Source organism: Roseburia zhanii (assembly GCF_014287635.1).
GTDB lineage: Bacteria > Bacillota > Clostridia > Lachnospirales > Lachnospiraceae > Roseburia_B > Roseburia_B zhanii.
Genome location: NZ_JACOPH010000010.1, coordinates 59,986 through 84,562, shown reverse-complemented (window position 1 = coordinate 84,562; position 24,577 = coordinate 59,986). Strand labels below are relative to the sequence as shown.

Below are 24,577 nucleotides of genomic sequence, written 5' to 3'. Positions count from 1 at the left end.
AACAAAAGGAACCAAAGTGGTTCCTTTTGCATATGTACTTATATTCGTTGTGGTTACAATTACTGTAATAAGGAAAGAACGCCCTGTGTAGACTGATTTGCCTGTGCAAGCATAGACTGACCAGCCTGAGCAAGAATGTTGTTCTTAGAGTAAGTAACCATTTCTTCTGCCATATCTGTATCACGGATACGGGATTCTGCTGCTGTGGTATTTTCAACAACGTTGTCTAAGTTAGCGATCGTATGCTCCAAACGGTTCTGGACTGCACCAAGAGCAGAACGCTGGGAAGATACTTTCTGGATTGCATTAGAAATTGTATCAATAGCATTTGTTGCATCGTCCTGTGTCTTTAGTCCGCTGCCTGAAAGGACATCAACACCGATTCCTTTTGCGGACATAGCCTCAATCTTGACACCAATCTTGTTATCGACTGCACTTTCTGCACCTACATGTAATTTAAACTCTAAGGCTTTTGTTGCTTCATAATCTTCCTGCGTTGTGGTTCCTGCTGTTACATTCACATAAGTTTTAATCTGCTCTGCACCAACTTCTGTTGATGCACCTGCATCATTATTTTTATAAAGTCCACCTTTATAAGTTCCGTCCTCATTAAAATAATTCTTTAAATCTGCATCCTTAACCTCGTTTCCAGAACTATCTTTCAATGATGAAGAACCAACTGTAAAAATCGTTCCAACTGTAGTAGCAAAATCAGCCTTTTTTGCTGTCACTTGTGCGCCATACTGACCTGTAGTATCTGGTGCTGCTGTATACAAAGCCTTTCCATCTTTTAATTTCAAATTTCCATCAGATCCAACTTCAACCAAGGCTTTTAAGTCATCTAATGTTTGTATTTTAGTTGCACTTCCAGCTTCATAAAGACCTAAAGCTGCAACGTCAGCAGCAGTCTTACCAGCTATCGTTTCGACTGTCTTGGTCGGTGCAGTTTTATATGCAGCCGTCATACCTGTAGTCACATCTTTTGTCCTTGTTTCTGATCCATCGCCCTTTAACAGATAAATATCATTAAACTTGGTTGTTTCAGATACACGGTCAATTTCTGTAACTAACTGATCGATTTCATCCTGAATTGCCTGACGATCTGTTTCATTAGATAATGTTCCATTAGAAGCCTGCACAGCTAACTCATTCATTCTCTGTAACATGGAATGAACTTCTGTCAATGCACCTTCTGCTGTCTGCACGCAGGAGATACCATCCTGTGCATTTGTAGATGCCTGATCTAATCCACGGATCTGTTTTCTCATTTTCTCAGAAATGGAAAGTCCTGCTGCATCATCTGCTGCACGGTTGATTCTATAGCCGGATGATAATTTCTCTGTGGATTTGCTCTGTGCGCTTGTTGTGATTCCTAACATTCTGTTGGCATTCATTGCCTGTAAATTGTGTTGTACTACCATAATATGTACCTCCATGTGATATGATTTTTGTTTCGGGATTCCTTTCCCGAATGTTATATAATAAACCGTGCCCCTAGGTTAGCCCGGTGTTATTACCGATTGTGTTCTACTCTGTAAATAACTTTTTCTGTACGTTTTTCCCGCTTTAGAATATCAGCTATCTCTTTTTGTGCTTCTTTTGAAATTGGTTTTTCAGCAAAATACTGATTTTTCTTTTTATATGTAGTTGAATTACTTCTGGCGATATCCAATTCCCTTGGTGCATCTACGAGCAGATGAATGTTATTTGCAGAACCTCCCGAAAAAACAACTCTGATATCTTTTCCTATATCAATGTACTCTCCCGGTTTTAACGTTAATTTCAGCATTTGAACCTCCTTGTTTTCATGTATTTATCCATAAATACCGTGGTATACTAACTTCGAAATGCCAGTCGTATATTTATGATGAGGATGTAACACAATGTATATTGTGTTACATCCTGTTAGTGGTACGCTCAAAAATACTGCTGTTTACTGATGTTCCAATAAACATAAAAGTTCTATAAACTATCCTGCGATCGAATTGTATCGGACATGATTTTGTGTTACAGTCTTCTCGTGGTATCCTTCGCATGGAGGAAACTATCTATGGGGAAAAAACGAACCTTACAGCAGCTTACAATTAAAGATAATTTCATGTTTACAACAGTCATGACAGATGAAGCCAACTGTTTAGGATTTTTAGAACGGGCACTTGACATGCAGATTGATCATGTTGTTGTAGACAAAGAGAAAAGTCTTATCTATCATCCCGACTATCATGGTATCCGTCTGGATGTCTATGCAAAGGGAATTTCAAAAGCATTTAATATCGAAATGCAGATCCAGCCAAAACATAATCTGCCACGCAGAACCCGTTATTATCACGATCAGATCGACATGTGTGAACTATGCCCTTCTGAGGGATATGAAACCTTACCAGAGGCATATGTGATTTTCGTGTGTGATTTTGATCCATTTGGGGACAGGAAATACCGCTATACTTTTGAAGAAATCTGTAAAGAAACAAATAGTCCTTTACAGAATGGCAGACATACGATATTCTTAAGTACAAAGGGAACAAACGAATCCGAAGTGCCGGAAGAATTAGTTGAACTGTTACACTACATTGATGCAGAGGAAACAGTATTTTCAGAAGATTACGGTGATTCTTATGTCAGACAGCTCCAAAAAAGTGTTCATGATATAAAGAACAACCGTCAGATGGAGGAACGCTTTATGATGATCGAAGAATTGATGCAGGAGGAGTTTCAAGCCGGTAAGGAAGAAGGGAAACAGGAAGGTATACAACAGAAAGGTAAAGCTGAAGCATTAAGAGCAGCCGTACTGGATATTTTTAATATTCGGCATATCACTTCTGATGCGATCACACATTTACTGGATAATACCTCTGATACGAAAATTCTGACAGAAATGCATCACACTGCTATTGCCTGCAGCAATGCGGAAGAATTTTTAGATCGATTTAATAGCCAGAATACTGATCAGTAATATATTCTGAAGGATACCACAGTAATCATAAAATCAGCCGTAAGCCCAGAGATTTCTCTGGATCTTACGGCTGATTTTCAAATAATGCGGTATATTCTCCGGCATCACTGCCATATGCAAGAAATGCCTGTTTGATGCTGTCATTCATATAATGCAGTTTAATTTTCAGGTTTTTGCTTTGCTCAGTTCAATGAAATACAACAGTTCTAAAAGTTCTATAAACTATCCTGCGATCGAATTGTATCAGGCATGATTTTGTGTTACAGTCTTCTCGTGGTATCCTTCGCATGGAGGAAACTATCTATGGGGAAAAAACGAACCTTACAGCAGCTTACAATTAAAGATAATTTCATGTTTACAACAGTCATGACAGATGAAGCCAACTGTTTAGGATTTTTAGAACGGGCACTTGACATGCAGATTGATCATGTTGTTGTAGACAAAGAGAAAAGTCTTATCTATCATCCCGACTATCATGGTATCCGTCTGGATGTCTATGCAAAGGGAAATTCAAAAGCATTTAATATCGAAATGCAGATCCAGCCAAAACATAATCTGCCACGCAGAACCCGTTATTATCACGATCAGATCGACATGTGTGAACTATGCCCTTCTGAGGGATATGAAACCTTACCAGAGGCATATGTGATTTTCGTGTGTGATTTTGATCCATTTGGGGACAGGAAATACCGCTATACCTTTGAAGAAATCTGTAAAGAAACAAATAGTCCTTTACAGAATGGCAGACATACGATATTCTTAAGTACAAAGGGAACAAACGAATCCGAAGTGCCGGAAGAATTAGTTGAACTGTTACATTACATTGAAGCAGAGGAAACAGTATTTTCAGAAGATTACGGTGATTCTTATGTCAGACAACTCCAAAAAAGTGTTCATGATATAAAGAACAGCCGTCAGATGGAGGAACGCTTTATGATGATCGAAGAATTGATGCAGGAGGAGTTTCAAGCCGGTAAGGAAGAAGGAAAACAGGAAGGTATACAAAAAGGCATACAGAAAGGTATACAGAAAGGTAAAGCCGAAGCATTAAGAGCAGCCGTACTGGATATTTTTAATATTCGGCATATCACTTCTGATGCGATCACACATTTACTGGATAATACCTCTGATACGAAAATTCTGACAGAAATGCATCACACTGCTATTGCCTGCAGCAATGCGGAAGAATTTTTAGATCGATTTAATAGCCAGAACACTGATCAGTAATATATTCTGAAGGATACCACAGTAATCATAAAATCAGCCGTAAGATTCAGAGAAATATCTGAACTTACAGCTGATTTTTGCATTTACAGACAGATATTTTTAAAAACTTCATCCCGGTCATCCTGTTCTATACCGAGATAACGCTGTGTAATGCTGAATGAAGAATGATGATAGATCTCCATTAAAAGCACCGGCGGTGTTCCCTGTTTCCATGCATGATAACCAAATGTTTTCCGCAGGGAATGCGGACTGATCACTCCGGATAGTTCACAGCCATCGGCTGCTTTACGAATAATACGGTACGCCTGTACTCTTGAAATGGGTGTGTTTTTATTACCCTTAAACAAATAATCACTGCCGCTTAATTTTCTGCCGGTATGCTCTCTGACATAGCTGCCATATGCAAGAAGTGCCTGTTTGATGCTGTCATTCATATAAATGCAGTTTAGCTTTCCGGTCTTTGCTTCGATCAGTTCAATATGACCTAAAAATCTGTTTTTCTTTTCGTCATACACATTTTCCCACTTCAATGATAACAGATCCGATATCCGAAGTGCCGTATTTAGTCCCATGCTGATCAATAACTGGTTTCTCGGATTTTGGTTGACTGTCTTGTAATAATCCATAAATGCTTCTAGATCCTGTTGCTTTCTGATAGGCTGTGCTGTGTTCATAATCGTTCTCCTTACTTTTTGCAGATGTAAACCATCATATTTTTTTCTATAAAACAGCAGTCCATTCTGCACTATTCGTAAAGACACCTATGGTACTTTTTCACCGAATTATAAAAAAAATATGATTAGGGGTTAAGTATTCTCTCTGTCAGCCGATATATATAGTGAAACAGAGGTAACACATTATACATTGTGTTACCTCTGTTTTTTTCCACTTGTAATTATTTATGCTTTAAATGTCATTTTTTGTCAATTTCTGCGGGGCGATCATGCACTCACCAATTTTCTGATTTCCTCACCAAGACCGGTGTAACGCTTCTGCTGTCTGGTATTTTGTATCATGGAAACAAAGGTGTTTTCGTCCCCGACTAATGTTACACATTTTTTTGCCCTTGTAACGGCTGTATACAACAGATTCCGGTTCATCAACATTTGCGGACCGTTTAATAACGGGATCACAACTGCCGGATATTCAGATCCCTGCGACTTATGAATGGTGATCGCATAGGCGAGTTCGAGTTCATCTAAATTTTTTAACGAATAATCTACCATTCTTCCCTCATCAAACTCTACCGTCATGGTTTCCGCATATTCATTGATCTCTTTGATGATCCCCATATCACCATTAAACACCCCTAAGCCTTTATCGATCGCAAAACCGTATTTACTTCGGATCTCCCATTCTAACTGATAGTTATTTTTAGTCTGCATGACTTTATCGCCCTCCCGGAAAATATGACTGCCATGCTCCCGTTCTTTTTTATCCTCAGACTTTGGATTCAAATACTGCTGCAAAATACCATTCAGCCGCTCCACGCCCAGCAGTCCTTTCCGCATCGGTGTCAATACCTGAATGTCAAACGGAGATGCATCTACGAATTTTGGTAATTTCTGGGCGATCAGCTGGATTGTCACATTGATGATCTTATCTGCTTCATACCGTTTTAAAAAGAAGAAATCCATACTTTTATTATCCAGTACCACTTCTTCTCCATCATTGATCTTATGTGCATTGATGATAATGTCACTCTGCGTTGCCTGTCTGAAGATCTTCGTTAATTTTACAACCGGAAATGCTTCTGAATCTATGATATCCTTTAAGACGCTGCCCGGTCCTACACTCGGAAGCTGGTTCACATCTCCTACTAAGATCAGGCGTGTCCCTGCTGTTACTGCTTTTAACAGGGCATACATCAGATTGATGTCTACCATGGACATCTCGTCAATGATGATAACATCTGTTTCTAACGGATGATCTGCATTTCTCGAAAATCCTGCATTACCATCCATTCCACCGTTTAACTCTAACATGCGGTGGATCGTCCTTGCTTCATATCCTGTTGTATCACTCATCCGCTTTGCCGCCCGTCCTGTCGGTGCCGCAAGTGCAATATCCATGCCCTCTGATTCAAAATATCGAATGATCGTATTGATCGTCGTCGTCTTTCCTGTTCCCGGACCACCGGTGATGACCAAAAGACCGTTTTTCACCGCCTCTTTTACTGCAAGTATCTGCATCTCATCCGGTTCCATACCGCTGTGTTTCTCAATCTGGCTGATACGCAGTTCCATTTCTATTTCCGGCACATCATATTTGATATCTAATTCCTGCAGCATGGACGCAACAGAAGCTTCCATATAGTAATATGCCGCTCCGTAAATATGGTCGCCTTTTATAATGATCTTTTTATCAATGGAAAGATTCATGTAATGTTCTTCAATATGTTCCGGTTCTACTCCTAAGAGCTCTACGGTACGTTTTGTCAATTCTTTTTGTGGAAGATATGTGTGGCCTTCTGCCGTTGCCTGTAACAATGTGTATAATATCCCGCTTCTGATACGGAAATCCGAATCAGTCCGTATGCCTGCTTTTGCCGCAATCTCGTCTGCGATCTTAAATCCGACTCCCTGCACATCATCTGCTAGCTGATATGGATTTTCTTTGATAATGCGGTAAATATCCTGCTGATATATTCCATAGATCTTAACTGCCAGATTTAACGAAATTCCATACTGCTGTAAAAATATCATTGCCTGCCGCAGATCTCTTTTTTCTGCAACCTGATCTGAAATCTCCATCGCCTTACGTTCACTGATACCTTTTACCTCTACTAAGCGTTCCGGTTCTTCTTCTATGATCCGAAAGGTATCTTTCTTAAAACGCCGGACAATCCTTGCTGCCAATGCAGCTCCGATTCCTTTGATCGCACCGGAACCTAAATAGCGTTCCATTGACGCTTCATCTTCCGGTTCACATTCTTCTAATGTCTGAACCGTAAACTGCTTTCCATACATCGGATGCTCTGTGTATTCTCCCTTTACCATGATATTCTCTCCTTCACTGAGCATGGAAAAGGTGCCGACACAAGTCAGTTCTTCATCACATACCATGACAAATACGGTATAGCCATTGTCTGGATTCCGAAAAATAATATGGTCTACATAGCCTTTGAGTTCTTCCACTTCCGTTCCTCCCTGATAGAACATTCAAATAAAAAGAATGGATGTACGTTACCCATACATCCAATGCTTATCTTTCTGTAACTATTCCAGTACCTTCCTAGTTACAACTTTTATAAAGAATAATTACGTTTCATCTGCTCATACATCTGCTGTGCAAGTCCTAAACTTTGCTGGTCACAAACTTCTGTTGCAAGTTCCTGTATCATCTCATCCTTAAAATAATCTGTCAGCTGTGACATGGATGAATCTTCATCTTCCTGCTTTGGAATGGTCTTTTCTACTTCTTTTAATACCTGTTCCACAAAATAGGCTTCAAAATCCTTACATACATCCATCAGTTCTTCATCAGAAGCAGTAGAAAGATCACCGTCTAACTTACTCTGTAATGCATTTGTCTTACTATTTGCAGCAGAACTGTTTGTCTGGTCTATCATTGCTGAAATACTGTTAATGCCTATTCCCATCTGCAATTCCTCCTATCTGCCGCTTATCGCCTTAAGCTGTTTGCCTGCTGTAACATTTCATCAGATGCCTGAATTGCTTTTGAATTTAATTCATACGCTCTCTGTGCAACGATCAGATTGACCATTTCATCTGCAATCTGCACATTCGAACCTTCTAAATAATTCTGATGTATCACACTCTTTGTCAGACCATTTGCTGTTGCTTCATTCAATGCTGCTCCTGATGCTGCCGTCTGTGCTAACAGGCTTCTTGACATCTTCTCTAAACCTGCCGGATTGTTAAACTGATATAATCCAATCGTCTGGTTCATAGCTACATAAGTACCTGCGGTTGTGCGGTAGCCGACTGCTCCATCTGTTGAAATGACCATACTGCCACTTGTAACACCATTTGGAATACGGATTTCATTCCCATTGGAATCTAACACCGGATAACCTTCCGAAGTACAAAGTGTCATTCCATTGTTGCCAACTGACCAGTTAAAACTTCCGTTACGTGTATAATATACGTTTCTATCTTCTCCACGAACTGCAAAGAAGCCATCTCCTTCAATCGCAAAATCCGTATCGTTTTCACTTGCCTGCATCGCACCCTGTGTATAGAAAGTATTTGTTGCTGCTACTCTTGTACCAAGTCCTACCTGTGCCGGAACCGGTTTATTCTCACCATTTGCTGTTGTTGTTCTTGTCTGTAAATTCTGATACAGCAATGACTTAAATTCTGCACGCTGGGATTTATATCCGGTTGTATTGACATTGGCAATATTATTTGAAATTGTATCTACGTTTGTCTGCTGGGCAATCATTCCTGATGCTGCTGACCAAAGAGCTCTCATCATAACAGCTTATCCTCCTATACCTGTCCTACTGTATTTACAGCTTTGTCTAATGTCTCATCGACTGTTGTAATAATCTTCTGATTTGCTTCATATGCTCTGGTGATCGTGATCATATCTACCATTTCTGAAACAATATTTACATTTGACATTTCTAAGCAGCCCTGTTCAATCCCTGCAGTTGATGCAGTGATCCTGCTGCCAGCTACGGCATCATATAAGTTCTCACCATATTTTTCAAGGTAATTATAATCTTCAAAATCGACAAGTCCGATCTGTCCTACCTGAACATCATTCTGCATGACGGCTCCGTTTCTCTCGATCGTCACATCCTGATTCGGATCTATGTGTACATAATTCGCCTGTCCGCCGGCAGTATTTCTCGCACCATTTGCATTTAAGACATAATCACCGTCTTTTGTCATCAGATAGCCATTCTGGTCTACTGTAAATGAACCATCTCTTGTATATTTGATAGACGTTTCGCCATTTTTATTCCGAAACTCGATTGCAAAAAATCCGTTTCCGTCTAATGCAAGATCATATGGATTGTCGGTAACAGAAAAGGAACCCTGACTGTAATCTCTATAGGTTTCTCCTACTTTTACACCTAAATTAACATCTCCTAAACGCTTCGCTCGCAAAACCTCTGACCGGTCTTTGATCTTAATCGCTAACTGATCGTCAAATGACTGATTTACCGTACCTTCTTTCTTATATCCGGTCGTACTTGCATTCGCAAGGTTATTTGTCATAACGTCCATACGACGCATTTCTTCTATCATACCGGTATAAGCGGTATATAACCCTTTAACCATCTACAGTTCTCCTTCCCATTGATGTTTGCCTGCTCATCCATGAACTGTTCTGCATCCTGCATACTCTTACTATATTATATCGGCAAGATCACATACCAGCCTTAGTCTTCATCTCTTTTTCCAGCTAAAAATTCTACGAATTTTCCGGTTCCGATCGCCACGCAGGTCATCGGTTCTTCCGCTGTCATGGTATTGATTCCGGTTCTGTCTTCTAACAGTTCCTCTAACCCTCTTAACAGTGCTCCGCCTCCGGTCAACACGATTCCTCTGTCTGCAACATCAGCAGCTAACTCTGGCGGTGTTTTCTCTAATACGCTGTGTACCGCTTCTACGATCTGTAATGTCGGTTCACGAAGCGCATCTTCGGTTTCTTCAGAAGAAACTGTAACTGTCTTAGGAAGTCCTGTTACTAAGTTACGTCCGCGTACATCCATCGTTTCATTGCGTCCGTTCGGGAAACAGGAACCAATCTTGATCTTGATATCTTCCGCTGTTCTTTCACCGATCAGCAGATTATGTTTTTTACGCATATAACGCACGATTGCTTCGTCAAAATCATCCCCTGCGATCTTGATCGAAGTACTTACTACAGAACCGCCTAAAGAAATAACTGCGATATCTGCTGTACCACCACCGATATCTACGATCATGTTACCACACGGTCTTGCAATATCGATTCCGGCTCCGATCGCTGCTGCAATCGGTTCTTCTATGATCGTAACTTCTCTTGCTCCGGCACTATAAGTAGCATCTTCAACTGCTTTTTTTTCTACTTCGGTAACACCACTTGGTACGCAGACACTGATACGCGGCTTGCGGAAACTTTTTTTACCGATTGCCTTCTGGATAAAATATTTGATCATTTTCTCTGTAACTGTATAATCTGAAATAACACCCTGACGAAGTGGACGGACTGCAACAATGTTCCCCGGTGTCCTTCCTAACATCAGACGTGCTTCTTCTCCGATCGCTTTTATCTTATTTGTATCTCTGTCAAAAGCAACTACTGAAGGCTCTTTTAATACAACACCCTTGCCTTTGATATAAACTAAAATACTCGCAGTACCTAAATCAATTCCTATATCTGTTGAAATCATGCTGTGATTCCCCTTTCATTATTCTGCAATTTATTGTGAGCACAAAATGTGCATTTAATCATATTTTTTCTTATACTACACTATTATATACAAATGCTTCCATTTTTCAAATAATTTTTTTCCAAAAACTGCAAAAAATCGCATAATATTAAGAATTTCTAAATAAATCACCTTGAAAAAATGTGATATACGCAGTATATTTTAGTTTAGTGCTATTGTTCGAGATGAAATTTGCAGGAAAATGACAACAGTCTACCGAAGGAGTAAAACTCTCAGGTGCCGGGCACTCCGGCGCAACTGTAAATGGATCGACTCTCTGGAGACACCCGCTCATGCCGGGGACCGAAGGGGCAACATGCCATGCGGCATGAAATCTCTCAGGTAAAAGGACGGAGATGGTATTCGTATATTTTACATTCCCTTTTGGGATTGTCACCATTCTTATGGTTTCTGATTTTTCTATCGTTCAGGCACATCACGCAAATTCCCAAAATTTAACGAGAGGAAGGAAAAATTTCATGTGGAGTGCGATCAATCATTTTTTAGTAACTGTTGATAATTTTGTATGGGGTGTCCCGTTAATGATCCTGATCATTGCAGGTGGCATCCTGTTGACTGCAAGACTTGGTTTCTTACAGATCCGTAAACTTCCGCTTGCCTTAAAGTGGATGATACAAAACGAAGAAGAAGGCGAGGGTGAGATCTCAAGCTTTTCCGCATTATGTACCGCATTGAGTGCTACGATCGGTACCGGAAATATCGTTGGTGTGGCAACGGCTGTATGTGCAGGTGGTCCGGGTGCTTTATTCTGGATGGTTATTACTGCTTTCTTTGGTATGGCAACAAAATATTCTGAAGGTCTTTTAGCTGTAAAATACCGTATTGTTGCAAAAGACGGACACAGCCTTGGCGGTCCTTTTTATTATATTGAACAGGGCATGGGCGAAAAATGGAAATGGCTGGCAAAAATATTTGCTTTCTTCGGTGTCTGTGTTGGTCTGTTTGGTATTGGTACATTCAGCCAGGTAAATGGTATTTCAAGTGCTATTCACAATTTCTTTGATGCACAGGATAAACATTGTGTTGCCATTCCGTTCCTTGGCAGCTACTCATGGTCAGTTGTTATTGCATCTTTCATTCTTGCAATCTGTGTTGCTGCCGTATTGATCGGTGGTGTGAAACGTATTGCAAGTGTAAGCCAGATCATCGTACCTTTTATGGCGATCATTTACTTCTTATTTACAATTATCCTGATCATCTGTAATATCAGCGAAGTTCCGATGGCATTTAAGACGATCGTAGTTGCTGCCTTTTCACCAAAAGCAATAACCGGCGGTGTCGTCGGCAGTATGTTAGTTGCTATGCAAAAAGGTGTTGCCCGGGGTATTTTCTCAAACGAAGCCGGTCTGGGTAGTGCTCCGATCGCTGCGGCTGCCGCACAGACAAAAGAGCCTGTAAGACAGGGACTTGTCAGCATGACCGGAACTTTTATCGATACGATCGTGATCTGTACGCTGACCGGACTTTCCATTGTCGTTACAGGAGCATGGCAGGTCGAAGGTTTAGAAGGTGTACAGGTAACTACATATGCGTTCCAGAATGGTCTTCCTTTCCCGGCAGAAGTATCTTCCTTTATCCTGATGCTTTGTCTGGTATTCTTCGCCTTTACGACGATCCTCGGTTGGGATTACTACAGTGAACGCTGTCTGGAATACTTAAGCGGCGGCAATATGAAACATGTAAAAATTTACCGCTGGATCTACATTTTTGCTGTATTTATCGGACCTTATATGACAGTCAGTGCTGTGTGGACGATCGCTGATATCTTTAACGGATTGATGGCAGTTCCAAATATGATCGCACTGTTTGCCTTAAGCGGAGTTGTTGTGAAAGAAACCAAAGCTTTTTTCAGTAAATAACAAAAATAGTATAGGATCCAAAAAAATGTGATACAGCTGAAATATTATGTTTTATATAAGTTTAGATACATTTTACATTTTGGTCACATTATCATCACATTTGTTCACTATACTTCTATATGTATTAGCTGATAAAGCTATTATAGTTTTCATAACTCACGCTCCCTGAGCTTTTAGTTCAGGGGGTACTCCCCTAATATAAAACTCCCTAATAATATAAGAGGCTGTTCCATGACGGACAGCCTCTTTTTGTATGGTAAATGTTCCTTATATTATGATTTCAAAAACTTCTGTAAATATTTCCCGGTATAGGATTTCTCTACTTTTGCAACTTCTTCCGGTGTTCCTTTTGCAACAACAGTTCCACCGCCATCTCCGCCTTCCGGTCCCATATCGATGATATAATCTGCGGTTTTTATCACATCGAGATTATGTTCAATCACAACAACGGTATTACCGCCATCTGACAGCCGGTGCAAGATCTCGATCAGCTTATGCACATCTGCAAAATGCAGTCCGGTTGTCGGTTCATCTAAAATATAGATTGTTTTTCCGGTACTTCTTCTGCTCAATTCTGTGGCTAATTTGATCCTCTGCGCCTCACCACCGGATAGTTCTGTAGAAGGCTGTCCCAGACGGATATAGGATAATCCTACATCATAAAGTGTCTGGATCTTTCTCTCGATCGACGGTACATTCTTGAAAAATTCCAAGGCTTCTTCTACTGTCATGTTCAAAACATCATAGATACTTTTTCCTTTGTATTTGACTTCTAAGGTTTCTCTGTTATAACGTTTTCCACCACAGACTTCACACGGTACATAAACATCCGGCAGAAAATGCATCTCAATCTTTAAGATTCCGTCACCGGAACAGGCTTCACACCGTCCCCCTTTGACATTAAAGCTGAATCTGCCCTTTTTATATCCTTTTGCCTTTGCATCCGGTGTTGCTGCAAACAGCTCACGTATCATATCAAAAACACCTGTATAGGTTGCAGGATTTGAACGTGGTGTCCTTCCAATCGGTGACTGGTCAATGTCAATAACTTTATCTAACTGCTCTAAGCCTTTAATATCTTTATGCTTGCCCGGTATCGTTCTTGCCCGATTCAGTTTCCGCTGAAGTGTCTTATACAATACTTCATTGGTCAGAGAACTTTTTCCGGAACCTGACACACCGGTAACACAGGTCATAACTCCCAACGGAATATCCACATTTACGTTTTTCAGATTATTTTCTGATGCTCCGATCACTTTTAAAAATCCGGTCGGTTTTCTCCGTTCTTTCGGTACCGGTATCTGAATCCGTCCGCTTAAATATGCACCTGTGATCGAATCCGGATTCTGCATGATCTCCTCTGCGGTTCCTGCTGCGATCACTTTTCCACCATGTTCTCCGGCTCCAGGACCGATATCCACAATATAATCTGCTTCACGCATCGTATCTTCATCATGCTCTACTACGATCAGTGTATTGCCAAGATCACGTAAGTTCTTTAACGTTGCAAGCAGTTTATCATTATCCCTCTGGTGCAATCCGATACTCGGTTCATCTAAAATATAAGCCACACCGACTAAACCGGAACCGATCTGTGTTGCTAAACGGATACGCTGCGCTTCACCACCGGATAATGTTCCTGTTGCTCTTGAAAGGCTTAAATAATCCAGTCCGACATCTACTAAAAATCCGACTCGTGATGTAATTTCTTTTAAGATCTGTTTTCCGATCAGTTGCTGTTGTTCACTCAATTCCATCTCTGCTAAATATCTCTGGAGATTCTTGATCGACAAGTTCGTGATCTCGTAAATATTTTTATCACAGACAGTTACTGCAAGTGAGGATTTTTTCAAACGCTGTCCGCCACATTCCTGACATGGTGTGATACGCATGAACTGTTCATATTCCTGCTTCATGATATCAGAACCTGTTTCACGGTATCTGCGCTGGACATTCCGTATCAGTCCCTCAAATGCCACATCATAGACACCTTCTCCCCGCTGTCCTTTATAATATACTTTTACCTGTCTGCCATCGGTTCCATGGATCAGCATATGGCGGACTTCTTCGCTTAGATCCTGATATGGCGTATTCAGATCAAAATCATATTCTAAAGACAGTGCCTTCAACGTTGCATACGTATAACTCGACGGATCTGTACAGGACTGCCAGCCCATGACCTGGATTGCACCTTCGGCAATACTAAGACTCTTATCCGGTATCATCAGATCCTCGTCAAATTCCATCTTATATCCTAATCCATAGCAGACCGGACACGCTCCAAATGGATTGTTGAATGAAAAACTCCTCGGCTCTATCTCATCAATGCTGATCTCACAGTCAGGGCAGGAAAAACTCTGTGAAAAATTCATCACTTCCCCGCCAATAACTTCTACCATTAACAGTCCATCAGATAACTCCAATACATTTTCAATGGAATCTGTCAGACGTTTTTCGATTCCATCTTTTACTACCAGACGGTCTACCACGATCTCGATATTATGCTTTTTGTTTTTCTCTAATTTGATCTCCTCTGTCAGTTCATAGATATTACCATCAACCTGTACACGTACATAGCCGCTTTTCTTTGCTTTTTCAAAGAGTTTCTGGTGCTCTCCTTTTCTGCCTCTGACAACAGGTGCTAACAGCTGTATCTTTGTCCTTTCCGGCAGGGACAGGATCTGGTCTACCATCTGGTCTACGGTCTGTTTTTTGATCTCCCTGCCACATTTCGGACAGTGCGGGATACCGATCCTTGCATAGAGCAGACGGAAGTAATCATATATCTCTGTAACTGTACCCACTGTAGATCTCGGATTGCGGTTGGTTGACTTCTGGTCGATCGAGATTGCCGGTGGCAGACCTTCAATCTTGTCAACATTCGGTTTTTCCATCTGTCCTAAGAACTGTCTTGCATAAGACGACAGTGATTCCATATACCGCCGCTGTCCCTCTGCATAGATTGTGTCAAAAGCAAGGGAAGATTTTCCTGAACCACTCAGTCCGGTCAGTACTACTAACTCATTTCTTGGGATATCAATATCAATGCCTTTTAGATTATGTTCTCTTGCTCCCCTGATCTTAATATATTTTCTTTCTTTCATCGTGCTTTCTGTACTCCTGTTCTTGTCATATATCTACAGTACCTGATCATGATTGATCCTCTCATACATCAGCCATGTATATTATCCTTGATCATGCATCTATATCATTCAGTAATTTCTTCAAATCTATCATCTGGTCTCTCAATTGTGCTGCGTTCTCAAAATCAAGATCTGCTGCTGCACGTTCCATTTTACGTTTTACTTCTCCGATCAGTTTTTCTAATTCTTTCCGGTTCATGGATTCCGGATCTTTCTCAAACCGCTGTTCTTCTCTGGCAACTTTTCTGGAAATACTGATCAGATCACGTACGGACTTCTGGATCGTCTGAGGCGTGATCCCATGTTCTTCATTATATTGCTGCTGGATCTTACGTCTTCGTTCTGTTTCTTCCATCGCAACACGCATGGAATCTGTTATATTATCAGCATACATGATAACATGGCCTTCTGAATTACGTGCTGCCCGTCCGATTGTCTGGATCAGGGAGGTTTCAGAACGTAAAAAACCTTCTTTATCCGCATCTAAAATAGCTACCAGTGTGATCTCCGGTATATCAAGTCCTTCTCTTAACAGGTTGATTCCGACCAGTACATCAAATACATCTAAACGCATATCACGGATGATCTCTGAACGCTCTAAGGTATCAATGTCCGAATGCAGATACTTGACTCTGATGCCGACTTCATTCATATAATCGGTCAGATCTTCCGCCATGCGTTTCGTCAGTGTCGTGATCAGGATCTTATGATGCTGTGCAGTTTCTTTTTTCACCTCTGCGATCAGATCGTCAATCTGTCCTTCTACCGGACGGACTTCAACCTTTGGATCAAGCAGACCTGTCGGTCTGATGATCTGTTCTACACGCAATAATTCATGTTCATCTTCATAGACATTCGGTGTTGCGGATACAAACAGCATCTGATTGATCTTACTCTCAAATTCATCAAAATTAAGCGGACGGTTATCTTTTGCAGATGGCAGGCGGAAGCCATAATCCACCAATGTGCTTTTCCTCGACTGGTCACCTGCATACATGCCCCTGACCTGTGGGATCGTAATATGTGACTCGTCTACCATGATCAGAAAATCATCCGGAAAATAATCCATCAATGTATGTGGCGTTGCTCCTGCGGGCATTCCTGCTAAATGTCTGGAATAATTCTCGATCCCGCTGCAAAATCCGGTTTCCCGCAGCATCTCAACATCAAAATTCGTGCGTTCTGCGATCCGCTGTGCTTCTAACAGCTTGTCATTGCCCTTAAAATAGCGCACACGTTCTTCCATTTCTTTTTCAATCTCCACACATGCCTGATTGATCTTCTCCTGTGGCACAACATAGTGGGATGCCGGAAATACTGCAATATGCTCTAATTCATTCTTGATCTCACCTGTCAGCACATCTACTTCTGTGATGCGGTCGATCTCATCTCCAAAAAATTCCACACGATATGCTGTATCACTGAAATTTGCCGGGAAGATCTCAAGTACATCTCCTCTGACACGGAAAGTACCTCTATGAAAATCCATATCATTTCTCGTATACTGGATACTGATCAGCTTCTGAATGACTTCGTCACGGTCTTTCTCCTGTCCCGGGCGCAGTGATACCATCATGTTCTGATAATCGACCGGACTTCCTAAACCGTAGATACATGATACACTCGCAATGATGATCACATCTCTACGCTCTACAAGTGCCGCTGTTGCTGATAAACGCAGTTTATCAATCTCCTCGTTGATCGCAGAATCTTTCGCTATATAAGTATCTGTTGACGGCACATAGGCTTCCGGCTGATAGTAGTCATAATATGACACAAAGTATTCTACCGCATTTTCCGGAAAAAACTCCTTAAATTCACCATAAAGCTGTGCAGCGAGTGTCTTATTATGTGAAATGATCAATGTCGGACGGTTCAACCGTTCTATGATGTTCGCCATTGTAAATGTCTTACCGGAACCTGTAACACCTAGTAATGTCTGAAACTGGTTACCCTCCAGGAATCCCTTGGTAAGGGCTTCTATCGCCTGCGGCTGGTCGCCGGTGGGTTTATATTTTGAATGTAAGACAAAATGATCCATACACATTCCTCCAAATGATATTACCTTTAGTATGACAAAGGGAACAGGCTTTTACACCTGTTCCCTTATTATAACATAGCAATTTTGTAATTACAATATTTTTTCGAATATTTGTTCGATTACATTTTTCTGCCACAGCACTGTTTATATTTCTTGCCGCTTCCGCATGGGCATGGGTCGTTTGGATATACTTTTGCCTTGTCACGCTTTTTCGGTGCACTTGCAACAGAATCATCTTTATTTGTTCCTGTCACTTTTGCTACCTGCTCACGCTCTACTTTTTCTTCAATGCGTACATGATATAACAGACGGACTGTATCTTCCTGAATGCCTGAAATCATATGATCAAACATATCGAATCCTCTTGTCTTATACTCTACTAACGGATCACGCTGACCATAAGCCTGTAAACCGATACCCTGACGCAGCTGATCCATATCGTCGATATGATCCATCCATTTTCTGTCGATCACTTTCAACAGGACTACACGTTCTAATTCACGGAACTGTTCCGGATCAGGGAACTCTGTTTCCTTTTCTTCATATAACTTGACTGCCTGTTCTTTTAAAAGATGTTTCAGTTCCTTGCTGTTTCTCATACCTTTTACAGTATCTGGTGTGACTGGTTCAACCGGAATCATCGGGAGCAGGACTTCATTTAATTCCTTGACATCCCACTCATCGGCGGAAAGTTCATTGGAAATGCACATATCTACCGTAGCTTCTACACGGTCTGTGATCATCTTAAAGATCACATCACGCATACTTTCACCATTTAACACACGCAGACGTTCTGCATAAATGATCTCTCTCTGGTCGTTCATAACCTGATCGTATTCTAACAGATTCTTACGAATACCAAAGTTGTTAAATTCAATCTTGCTCTGTGCCTTTTCAATCGCACTGGATAACATCTTATGCTGGATCTGTTCTCCATCCGGCACTCCTAAAGCATTAAACATTGACATCAGCTTCTCGGATCCGAACAGGCGCATCAGATCATCCTCTAAGGAGATGTAGAACTGGGATTCACCCGGATCACCCTGACGACCGGAACGTCCACGCAGCTGGTTATCAATACGTCTGGATTCATGGCGTTCTGTACCGATGATCTTAAGGCCACCTGCTGCTCTTGCTTCATCATCTAACTTGATATCCGTACCACGGCCTGCCATGTTTGTTGCGATCGTAACTGCACCATGCTGTCCTGCCTGTGCAACGATCTCAGCTTCTAATTCATGGAATTTTGCATTCAAAACATTATGCTCTATTCCACGGCGTTTCAACATCTTACTGATCTCCTCAGATGTTTCGATCGTGATCGTACCAACTAATACCGGCTGTCCTTTTGCATGTGCTTCTTCTACAGCATCACAGACAGCATGGAATTTTTCTTTTTTTGTCTTATATACAACATCCTGCAGGTCAATACGCTGTACCGGACGGTTCGTCGGGATTTCCACAACGTCCATAGCGTAAATATCACGAAATTCTTTTTCTTCGGTAAGTGCAGTACCTGTCATACCGGATTTCTTTTCAAATTTATTAAAGAAGTTCTGGAATGTGATCGTTGCAAGTGTCTTACTCTCTCTCTTAACTTTTACATGTTCCTTCGCTTCAATCGCCTGATGCAGTCCATCAGAATAGCGTCGTCCCGGCATGATACGTCCGGTAAAGTCATCTACGATCAGAACTTCATCATCTTGCACAACATAATCCTGATCCTTGAACATCAGGTAATTTGCACGCAGGGCAAGAATGATATTATGCTGGATCTCTAAGTTTTCTGCATCTGCAAGGTTATCAATACGGAAGAACTGCTCTACCTTTTTTACACCTTCCTGTGTCAGATTTATGACTTTGTCTTTTTCATTGACGATAAAGTCACCTGTCTCTTCGATCTCAACGCCCATGATGGCATCCATCTTGGAAAATTCCTGACTTTCTTCACCACGGATCAACTGGTGTGCTAAAATATCACAGGCTTCGTATAAACGTGTGGATTTGCCACTCTGACCGGAAATGATAAGCGGTGTCCTTGCTTCGTCGATCAATACAGAGTCCACCTCATCGATGATCGCATAATGAAGCCCTCTCTGTACAAGCTGCTCTTTATAGATCACCATGTTATCTCTTAAGTAATCAAATCCTAACTCATTATTTGTAATATAAGTGATATCACAATTATATGCTTCACGGCGTTCGTCATTATCCATGGAATTTAACACAACACCAACAGTCAGTCCTAAAAACTCATGTACCTTACCCATCCACTCAGCATCACGTTTTGCAAGGTAATCATTCACTGTTACGATGTAAACTCCCTTGCCCTCTAATGCATTCAGATATGCCGGAAGGGTAGATACCAATGTCTTACCTTCACCGGTACGCATCTCTGCAATACGTCCCTGAGATAAAATAATACCACCGATCAACTGTACTCTATAATGTTCCATGTTCAGTACACGCTTTGCTGCTTCTCTTACTGTTGCAAATGCTTCCGGAAGAAGGTCGTCTAAAGTTTCCCCATCCTGCAAACGTTTCTTGAACTCTTTGGTCTTATCTTTCAACTGCTCGTCCGTCAACGCTCTCATTGCATCCTGATAAGATTCAATCTTATCCACGATCGGATAAATTCTCTTCAGCTCTCTTTCGCTGTGTGTACCAAATATCTTTGTAAATGCGTTCATATACTACTCCTATCAAATCTCTTTCTGCCAGCGTTATACGTGCTGACAGATTTTACTGTCAAACGTGTGCCTGTTTACTGCACACAACGTTTATTGTACCACTTTCCCGCATTATTCACAATAGAGAAAGCCGTGAACGAATTGTTAAATTTTTAATAACAGATGCTAACTTTTCTCATATCACACCTGCATGGACGAATCAAAAAAATCGTGCTATAATCCCTCGTATGCAGCAAAGGCGGATCTTTAGATCCGCAGACATTAAAAATAATCACAAATATGTCAGAAAGGAGTTTTCTTTATGAAGAAATTTACTTACCGCACCAAAGGAACCTGTTCTTCACAGATTGAATTAGAATTAGATGGCAATGTCGTACACAATGTGAAATTTACCGGCGGCTGTGACGGCAACTTAAAAGCCATTCCAAAACTGGTAGAAGGCATGACCGTTGAAGAAATTGAAAGCCGTATCAGCGGCATCCATTGTGGCTTTAAGAATACATCCTGCGGCGACCAGCTTGCCAAAGCCTGTCGTGCAGCACTTGAGCAGAATGCCTGATGTACAGCACCATATACATTTCTTATGTACCTGAACACCCACTGTTCAGATACATAAGAATATAACCGCAATATTGAACGTCTTTTTCAGTATTCTATAATTGTCAGAATATTCTATAGATTATGAATCTTTTTCTAATTATAAGAATTACTAAATAATAAAATCTAAATTTTGCATTGACATTTCAATGATTATTAGATAAAATGAATACAACAAAACAAAGAAAGACAATTAAAAATAACCGGAGAAGAAACGGGAATGAAAGAGGGAGATTCCACCAGAAACGATTACTTAACAATCAAAAACAAATTTCATACAAAGGAGGTACAGTCCACCAAAACAGTAACGTAACACTTCAAACATCCTTTTGAAATAACAAAAAGGAGTCGGAAATTCACAGAATTTTTAAATAAGAATTACAGATTTCCGAAAAAGAGATTCCAGACAACAGATTCGTGAAATGAATCCGGACGATACCATGAAACGAAAGAAAAGAGAACCGTGAATGGAGGATCAGATGAAATATTCAGATATGATTCCAGTTCAAAACTTCATGGAAAACAAAAGGGAAATCGTATTACGGATTTTGGTAATGGAAAATAATTAAATAAGGAAGGTACAGTCCCATGGACAGTATAGTTTAGAAGGCGGCATCGAATAAAGCATTTGATGTCGCCTTCGCTTTGTGCGTTTAAATCTGCCAGCTTTCCTATTATGTAAAAAGAGATATGACCGCCATTCTGCCTCAGTCATATCTCTCTATCTTAAAAAGTCTTTTGTACGTGCACTGATCTTCCATCGGCACTAGAAATCTAAATTATTTTCCCTCGTAACTAAGTTTCATACTGTATGCAAAAAATGCTGCTCCGATCAGTAATATTGCTGAAAACAGGAAATATCTTCCATAATCTTCTACACCGGTCTTTGGTGTTGCATCCTTTACATGGTTTCCGCCATTTGAAGAAATTGTTGCATAAGTACCGGTTGCTACAGCAGGTCCTGCGGCTGTTACGGTTGTGGTATTTGTTCCACTGTTAGAACTGCCACCATTGCCATTACCTGGCTTTTCCGGATCATCCGGCTTTACCGGATCATCGTCATCATGATCTGGTTTATTACTATTTGAACCATCTAATGTTTCAAATACATAATTGTTTTCATCTGCCCATGATTCCGCTGTAGAACCACTGTAACCATATACGACATTCGGAGTCCATGCAGACTGTGATCCAATTGCAGTTACCTGTGACGGAATTGTTACGGAACGGATCGCACTTCCTGCAAATGCATCAGATGCGATCGTGCTTGCAGATGCCGGAACTGTTACGCTTGTCAGATAATTGCATCCTGTAAACGCTCCTGATGAGATACCCTGGATACCGGAACTGAACGTTACAGATGTCTTACCTGCCGGGCACAAAAGCATCTGTGCTCCACCTGCAGTATATACACAGCCATCATATGATGAATAGCTGCCATTTCCCTCTGCAACTGAAATAGATCCAAGGTTTACATCTCCGGCAAATGCATTCATATCTAAACTTGCTAATGAAGCCGGTAATGATACCGCCGTTAAGTTACTGCAGTTTCCAAATGCCTGTGATGCCACGCTTGATACTCCTTCCGGAACTGCAATACTTGTCAGACTGATACAATTATAAAATTCTCCCTGTACGACTGTACCTGTTGAAGATGTAAGTCCAACAGAACCTAGTCCTGTACAATTTGCAAAGGCGGATACTCCAACGGTTGTCACACTTGCAGGAATCGTAACTTCTGCAAGATTACTACATCCATTAAATGCAGAACTTCCGATTGTCTGTAAACTACCCGGGAATGTTACGCCTGTAATAGACGTAACTCCAAAAAATGCATTATCACCGATCGTTGTAATTCCTTCCGGAATAATTATATGTCCACCTATTCCCTGATATCCGGTGATCGTCGTTCCTTCAATGATAAATCCATCTGTTGCATCACTTCCGATCACTAATTTATCATTACTGATCGGTGTGACTGTCCTTGTAGACACGTCTGCATCTAAACCTTTTCTCAGTTCAGCTAATCTTTTCTGCACTTCTTCTGTATTCTGTGCAGTATCTTCTGCTGCCGGTGTTTCTGTAGCTGTCTGTTCTGTTGATGGGGTTTCTTCTACCGGCTGCTCTGCCGCTGGCTGTTCGGTCGCCGGCTGTTCTGTCGATGGCTGCTCCGTTGCCGGCTGTTCTGTCGATGGCTGCTCCGTTGCCGGTTGTTCTGTCGATGGCTGTTCCGTCGCCGGCTGTTCTGTCGATGGCTCTGACGGTGTTTCCGGTTCTTGTTCCGGTTGTTCTGTTGCCGGCTGTTCCGGTTCTGCCGGCTCTGTCGATGGTTGCTCTGTTGCCGGTTCTGATGGTGTTTCCGGCTTCGCTGCCGGTTGTTCCGGTTCCCCCGCTGGTGTCTCAGCTGTCACTTCTGTTGATGGCTCTCCTGCAGCATCCCCGCCTGCACGTACCATATCAGGTACAAGCAGAAAGAATGTTGCGACCAGCATCATGACAATAGCTCCTGCACGTACTAATAGACTTTTTTTCATTTTCACCACTCCTATACTCCATAGCTTCCCTGCTATTGTATTTTTTTTGCTACGACAAAGAGTCTTCCATCTTCGACATAGCTGTTACAGGTAGATAACGTCAGAAAACTGTCGTCATCTGTCACATCCTGTGTTTTATCATATACAGCACATTCCCGGATCGTACTTAAGAATGTCTGTAGATTTCCTGTATCATCTGCATCAATAAAATTGTAATACCGTTCCGTTGCATCATCCTGATATCCAACTTCTGAAAGGCATACAGCAATCACCTGATATACCCGTTTCTCATAAATCGTATCGAAATGGATCTTGTCATGGGATGCCACATAATCTGCATCTAAATACTTTTTCAGTCCCCCAAACATCTCACCGCTTTTCATATTATGACCATAGATGATCATATTTGTACTCGGTGTTTCGATGTTATCACGATAATCTAAAAAAAGTGTTCCATTGATATCATCATTTTTATCAATATCTTTGTGAAGATAATATTCATTATCCGTTGTCTTAAGAACCGGCAGATTGATCTGTGTATCATCGATCTGTAACCATCCTGCAAAATCGGGATTTCTATCGCACCAGACCTGATACTCCTGTAAGATCTCAAGAGTTTTCCTGCTTTCTGCCTCTGTGGTCTGTGGTGTTGCAGCTGCATCACCTTCCGATGTCTGGTTCTTCTCTTTGACTCTGTCAACGTACCAGCCGATCGCACGCGAGATATCCTTCTGGTTCTGCTGTTCTTCTAACTTACGTGTTGCCTGCTTTTCACGGTATCCAAAATAACCATATACCAAAAAACAGATTATGGCAAGTACCATAAAGGCAATTCCTGCCACTTTATATAGAAACGTCTTTCCCGACGGTTTTTCTGCCATCTTCATCTGTGAATACTGTGCCACCCGGTCTGACAGATCGCAGAGAAAAACTGCTCCTAATTCACTTTTAAACTTTATCTTTCCATTGCGGATCAGTTTATAGATCGACAATACATGTTCGGGATCATCAATATCTATCCGATCCACAATGGATTCAATTTTTTTGACATCATCAAGGGCATTTTCCCATGCTTCACGAGTTTCAAACTCATATGCACCTATTCTGTATTTTTCCGCCAT

General features: G+C 41.2%; 17 protein-coding genes and 1 riboswitch. Of the genes, 4 read left to right on the top strand and 13 right to left on the bottom strand.

Annotation, left to right across the window (positions count from 1 at the left end):
• Window positions 1-59: 59 nt before the first annotated feature.
• Both H8S17_RS11490 and H8S17_RS11485 read right to left on the bottom strand, forming a co-directional pair.
• The gene (locus H8S17_RS11490) at window positions 60-1,421 is read right to left on the bottom strand and encodes a flagellin N-terminal helical domain-containing protein (protein WP_186867418.1); all 1,362 of its coding nucleotides are present in this window, start codon (window positions 1,419-1,421) and stop codon (window positions 60-62) included.
• 92 nt (window positions 1,422-1,513) lie between these two features.
• Window positions 1,514-1,789 carry a carbon storage regulator gene (locus tag H8S17_RS11485; RefSeq protein WP_186867417.1) on the bottom strand — a complete coding sequence of 92 codons (276 nt, stop codon included), beginning with the start codon at window positions 1,787-1,789 and terminating at the stop codon, window positions 1,514-1,516.
• Between the two features lie 261 nt (window positions 1,790-2,050).
• Between H8S17_RS11485 and H8S17_RS11480 the strand changes: the two genes are divergently transcribed.
• Together H8S17_RS11480 and H8S17_RS11475 are read left to right on the top strand one after the other, a co-directional pair.
• On the top strand, window positions 2,051-2,953 hold the full coding sequence (locus H8S17_RS11480; RefSeq protein WP_186867416.1) for an Rpn family recombination-promoting nuclease/putative transposase: 903 nt from the start codon (window positions 2,051-2,053) through the stop codon (window positions 2,951-2,953).
• 303 nt (window positions 2,954-3,256) lie between these two features.
• The gene (locus H8S17_RS11475) at window positions 3,257-4,180 is read left to right on the top strand and encodes an Rpn family recombination-promoting nuclease/putative transposase (protein WP_186867415.1); all 924 of its coding nucleotides are present in this window, start codon (window positions 3,257-3,259) and stop codon (window positions 4,178-4,180) included.
• Window positions 4,181-4,263: 83 nt separating this feature from the next.
• On the opposite strand, the gene H8S17_RS11470 is transcribed toward H8S17_RS11475, so the two are convergent.
• From H8S17_RS11470 to mreB, 6 genes are all read right to left on the bottom strand, one after another.
• The gene (locus H8S17_RS11470; protein ID WP_186867414.1) at window positions 4,264-4,854 is read right to left on the bottom strand and encodes a tyrosine-type recombinase/integrase; all 591 of its coding nucleotides are present in this window, start codon (window positions 4,852-4,854) and stop codon (window positions 4,264-4,266) included.
• Window positions 4,855-5,121: 267 nt separating this feature from the next.
• A complete protein-coding gene (gene recD2, locus H8S17_RS11465) occupies window positions 5,122-7,341 on the bottom strand; it encodes an SF1B family DNA helicase RecD2 (RefSeq protein WP_178050867.1) in 2,220 nt (739 codons plus the stop codon).
• Between the two features lie 86 nt (window positions 7,342-7,427).
• Window positions 7,428-7,781 (bottom strand): rod-binding protein, encoded by a 354-nt coding sequence (locus H8S17_RS11460; RefSeq protein ID WP_178050866.1) that lies wholly within the window; start codon window positions 7,779-7,781, stop codon window positions 7,428-7,430.
• 23 nt (window positions 7,782-7,804) lie between these two features.
• Complete coding sequence (gene flgG, locus H8S17_RS11455) at window positions 7,805-8,620, bottom strand: flagellar basal-body rod protein FlgG (protein WP_178050865.1); 816 nt, start codon at window positions 8,618-8,620, stop codon at window positions 7,805-7,807.
• A gap of 14 nt (window positions 8,621-8,634) precedes the next feature.
• A complete protein-coding gene (gene flgF, locus H8S17_RS11450) occupies window positions 8,635-9,435 on the bottom strand; it encodes a flagellar basal-body rod protein FlgF (RefSeq protein ID WP_178050864.1) in 801 nt (266 codons plus the stop codon).
• Between the two features lie 101 nt (window positions 9,436-9,536).
• On the bottom strand, window positions 9,537-10,532 hold the full coding sequence (gene mreB / locus H8S17_RS11445; RefSeq protein WP_178050863.1) for a rod shape-determining protein: 996 nt from the start codon (window positions 10,530-10,532) through the stop codon (window positions 9,537-9,539).
• A gap of 306 nt (window positions 10,533-10,838) precedes the next feature.
• Window positions 10,839-10,935, top strand: a riboswitch (glycine riboswitch).
• Window positions 10,936-11,050: 115 nt separating this feature from the next.
• On the opposite strand from mreB, the gene H8S17_RS11440 reads away from it, so the two are divergent.
• On the top strand, window positions 11,051-12,451 hold the full coding sequence (locus tag H8S17_RS11440; protein WP_186867413.1) for an alanine/glycine:cation symporter family protein: 1,401 nt from the start codon (window positions 11,051-11,053) through the stop codon (window positions 12,449-12,451).
• A gap of 272 nt (window positions 12,452-12,723) precedes the next feature.
• Here the strand turns inward: H8S17_RS11440 and uvrA are convergent, their stop codons facing one another.
• The 3 genes from uvrA to secA all read right to left on the bottom strand — a co-directional run bounded on the left by uvrA (window position 12,724) and on the right by secA (window position 20,325).
• The gene (gene uvrA, locus H8S17_RS11435; RefSeq protein ID WP_178050861.1) at window positions 12,724-15,555 is read right to left on the bottom strand and encodes an excinuclease ABC subunit UvrA; all 2,832 of its coding nucleotides are present in this window, start codon (window positions 15,553-15,555) and stop codon (window positions 12,724-12,726) included.
• 91 nt (window positions 15,556-15,646) lie between these two features.
• Window positions 15,647-17,635, bottom strand: a complete 1,989-nt coding sequence (gene uvrB / locus H8S17_RS11430; RefSeq protein ID WP_186867412.1) for an excinuclease ABC subunit UvrB — start codon at window positions 17,633-17,635, stop codon at window positions 15,647-15,649.
• Window positions 17,636-17,754: 119 nt separating this feature from the next.
• Complete coding sequence (gene secA, locus H8S17_RS11425; protein ID WP_186867411.1) at window positions 17,755-20,325, bottom strand: preprotein translocase subunit SecA; 2,571 nt, start codon at window positions 20,323-20,325, stop codon at window positions 17,755-17,757.
• 301 nt (window positions 20,326-20,626) lie between these two features.
• On the opposite strand from secA, the gene H8S17_RS11420 reads away from it, so the two are divergent.
• A complete protein-coding gene (locus H8S17_RS11420) occupies window positions 20,627-20,884 on the top strand; it encodes a TIGR03905 family TSCPD domain-containing protein (RefSeq protein WP_178050858.1) in 258 nt (85 codons plus the stop codon).
• A gap of 817 nt (window positions 20,885-21,701) precedes the next feature.
• Here H8S17_RS11420 and H8S17_RS11415 read toward each other — a convergent pair.
• Both H8S17_RS11415 and H8S17_RS11410 read right to left on the bottom strand, forming a co-directional pair.
• Complete coding sequence (locus H8S17_RS11415) at window positions 21,702-23,456, bottom strand: leucine-rich repeat domain-containing protein (protein ID WP_186867410.1); 1,755 nt, start codon at window positions 23,454-23,456, stop codon at window positions 21,702-21,704.
• 32 nt (window positions 23,457-23,488) lie between these two features.
• A complete protein-coding gene (locus H8S17_RS11410; RefSeq protein ID WP_186867409.1) occupies window positions 23,489-24,577 on the bottom strand; it encodes a class B sortase in 1,089 nt (362 codons plus the stop codon).

Excerpts from the sequence above, each read along its gene's own strand:
- H8S17_RS11480 (WP_186867416.1), top strand. The coding sequence starts at position 2,051 with ATGGGGAAAAAACGAACCTTACAGCAGCTTACAATTAAAGATAATTTC.
- secA (WP_186867411.1), bottom strand. The coding sequence starts at position 20,325 with ATGAACGCATTTACAAAGATATTTGGTACACACAGCGAAAGAGAGCTG.
- H8S17_RS11415 (WP_186867410.1), bottom strand. The coding sequence starts at position 23,456 with ATGAAAAAAAGTCTATTAGTACGTGCAGGAGCTATTGTCATGATGCTG.
- uvrA (WP_178050861.1), bottom strand. The coding sequence starts at position 15,555 with ATGAAAGAAAGAAAATATATTAAGATCAGGGGAGCAAGAGAACATAAT.
- H8S17_RS11410 (WP_186867409.1), bottom strand. The coding sequence starts at position 24,577 with ATGGCGGAAAAATACAGAATAGGTGCATATGAGTTTGAAACTCGTGAA.
- uvrB (WP_186867412.1), bottom strand. The coding sequence starts at position 17,635 with ATGGATCATTTTGTCTTACATTCAAAATATAAACCCACCGGCGACCAG.
- H8S17_RS11420 (WP_178050858.1), top strand. The coding sequence starts at position 20,627 with ATGAAGAAATTTACTTACCGCACCAAAGGAACCTGTTCTTCACAGATT.
- flgG (WP_178050865.1), bottom strand. The coding sequence starts at position 8,620 with ATGATGAGAGCTCTTTGGTCAGCAGCATCAGGAATGATTGCCCAGCAG.
- H8S17_RS11440 (WP_186867413.1), top strand. The coding sequence starts at position 11,051 with ATGTGGAGTGCGATCAATCATTTTTTAGTAACTGTTGATAATTTTGTA.
- flgF (WP_178050864.1), bottom strand. The coding sequence starts at position 9,435 with ATGGTTAAAGGGTTATATACCGCTTATACCGGTATGATAGAAGAAATG.
- H8S17_RS11470 (WP_186867414.1), bottom strand. The coding sequence starts at position 4,854 with ATGAACACAGCACAGCCTATCAGAAAGCAACAGGATCTAGAAGCATTT.
- H8S17_RS11475 (WP_186867415.1), top strand. The coding sequence starts at position 3,257 with ATGGGGAAAAAACGAACCTTACAGCAGCTTACAATTAAAGATAATTTC.
- H8S17_RS11490 (WP_186867418.1), bottom strand. The coding sequence starts at position 1,421 with ATGGTAGTACAACACAATTTACAGGCAATGAATGCCAACAGAATGTTA.
- mreB (WP_178050863.1), bottom strand. The coding sequence starts at position 10,532 with ATGATTTCAACAGATATAGGAATTGATTTAGGTACTGCGAGTATTTTA.
- recD2 (WP_178050867.1), bottom strand. The coding sequence starts at position 7,341 with ATGTTCTATCAGGGAGGAACGGAAGTGGAAGAACTCAAAGGCTATGTA.
- H8S17_RS11460 (WP_178050866.1), bottom strand. The coding sequence starts at position 7,781 with ATGGGAATAGGCATTAACAGTATTTCAGCAATGATAGACCAGACAAAC.
- H8S17_RS11485 (WP_186867417.1), bottom strand. The coding sequence starts at position 1,789 with ATGCTGAAATTAACGTTAAAACCGGGAGAGTACATTGATATAGGAAAA.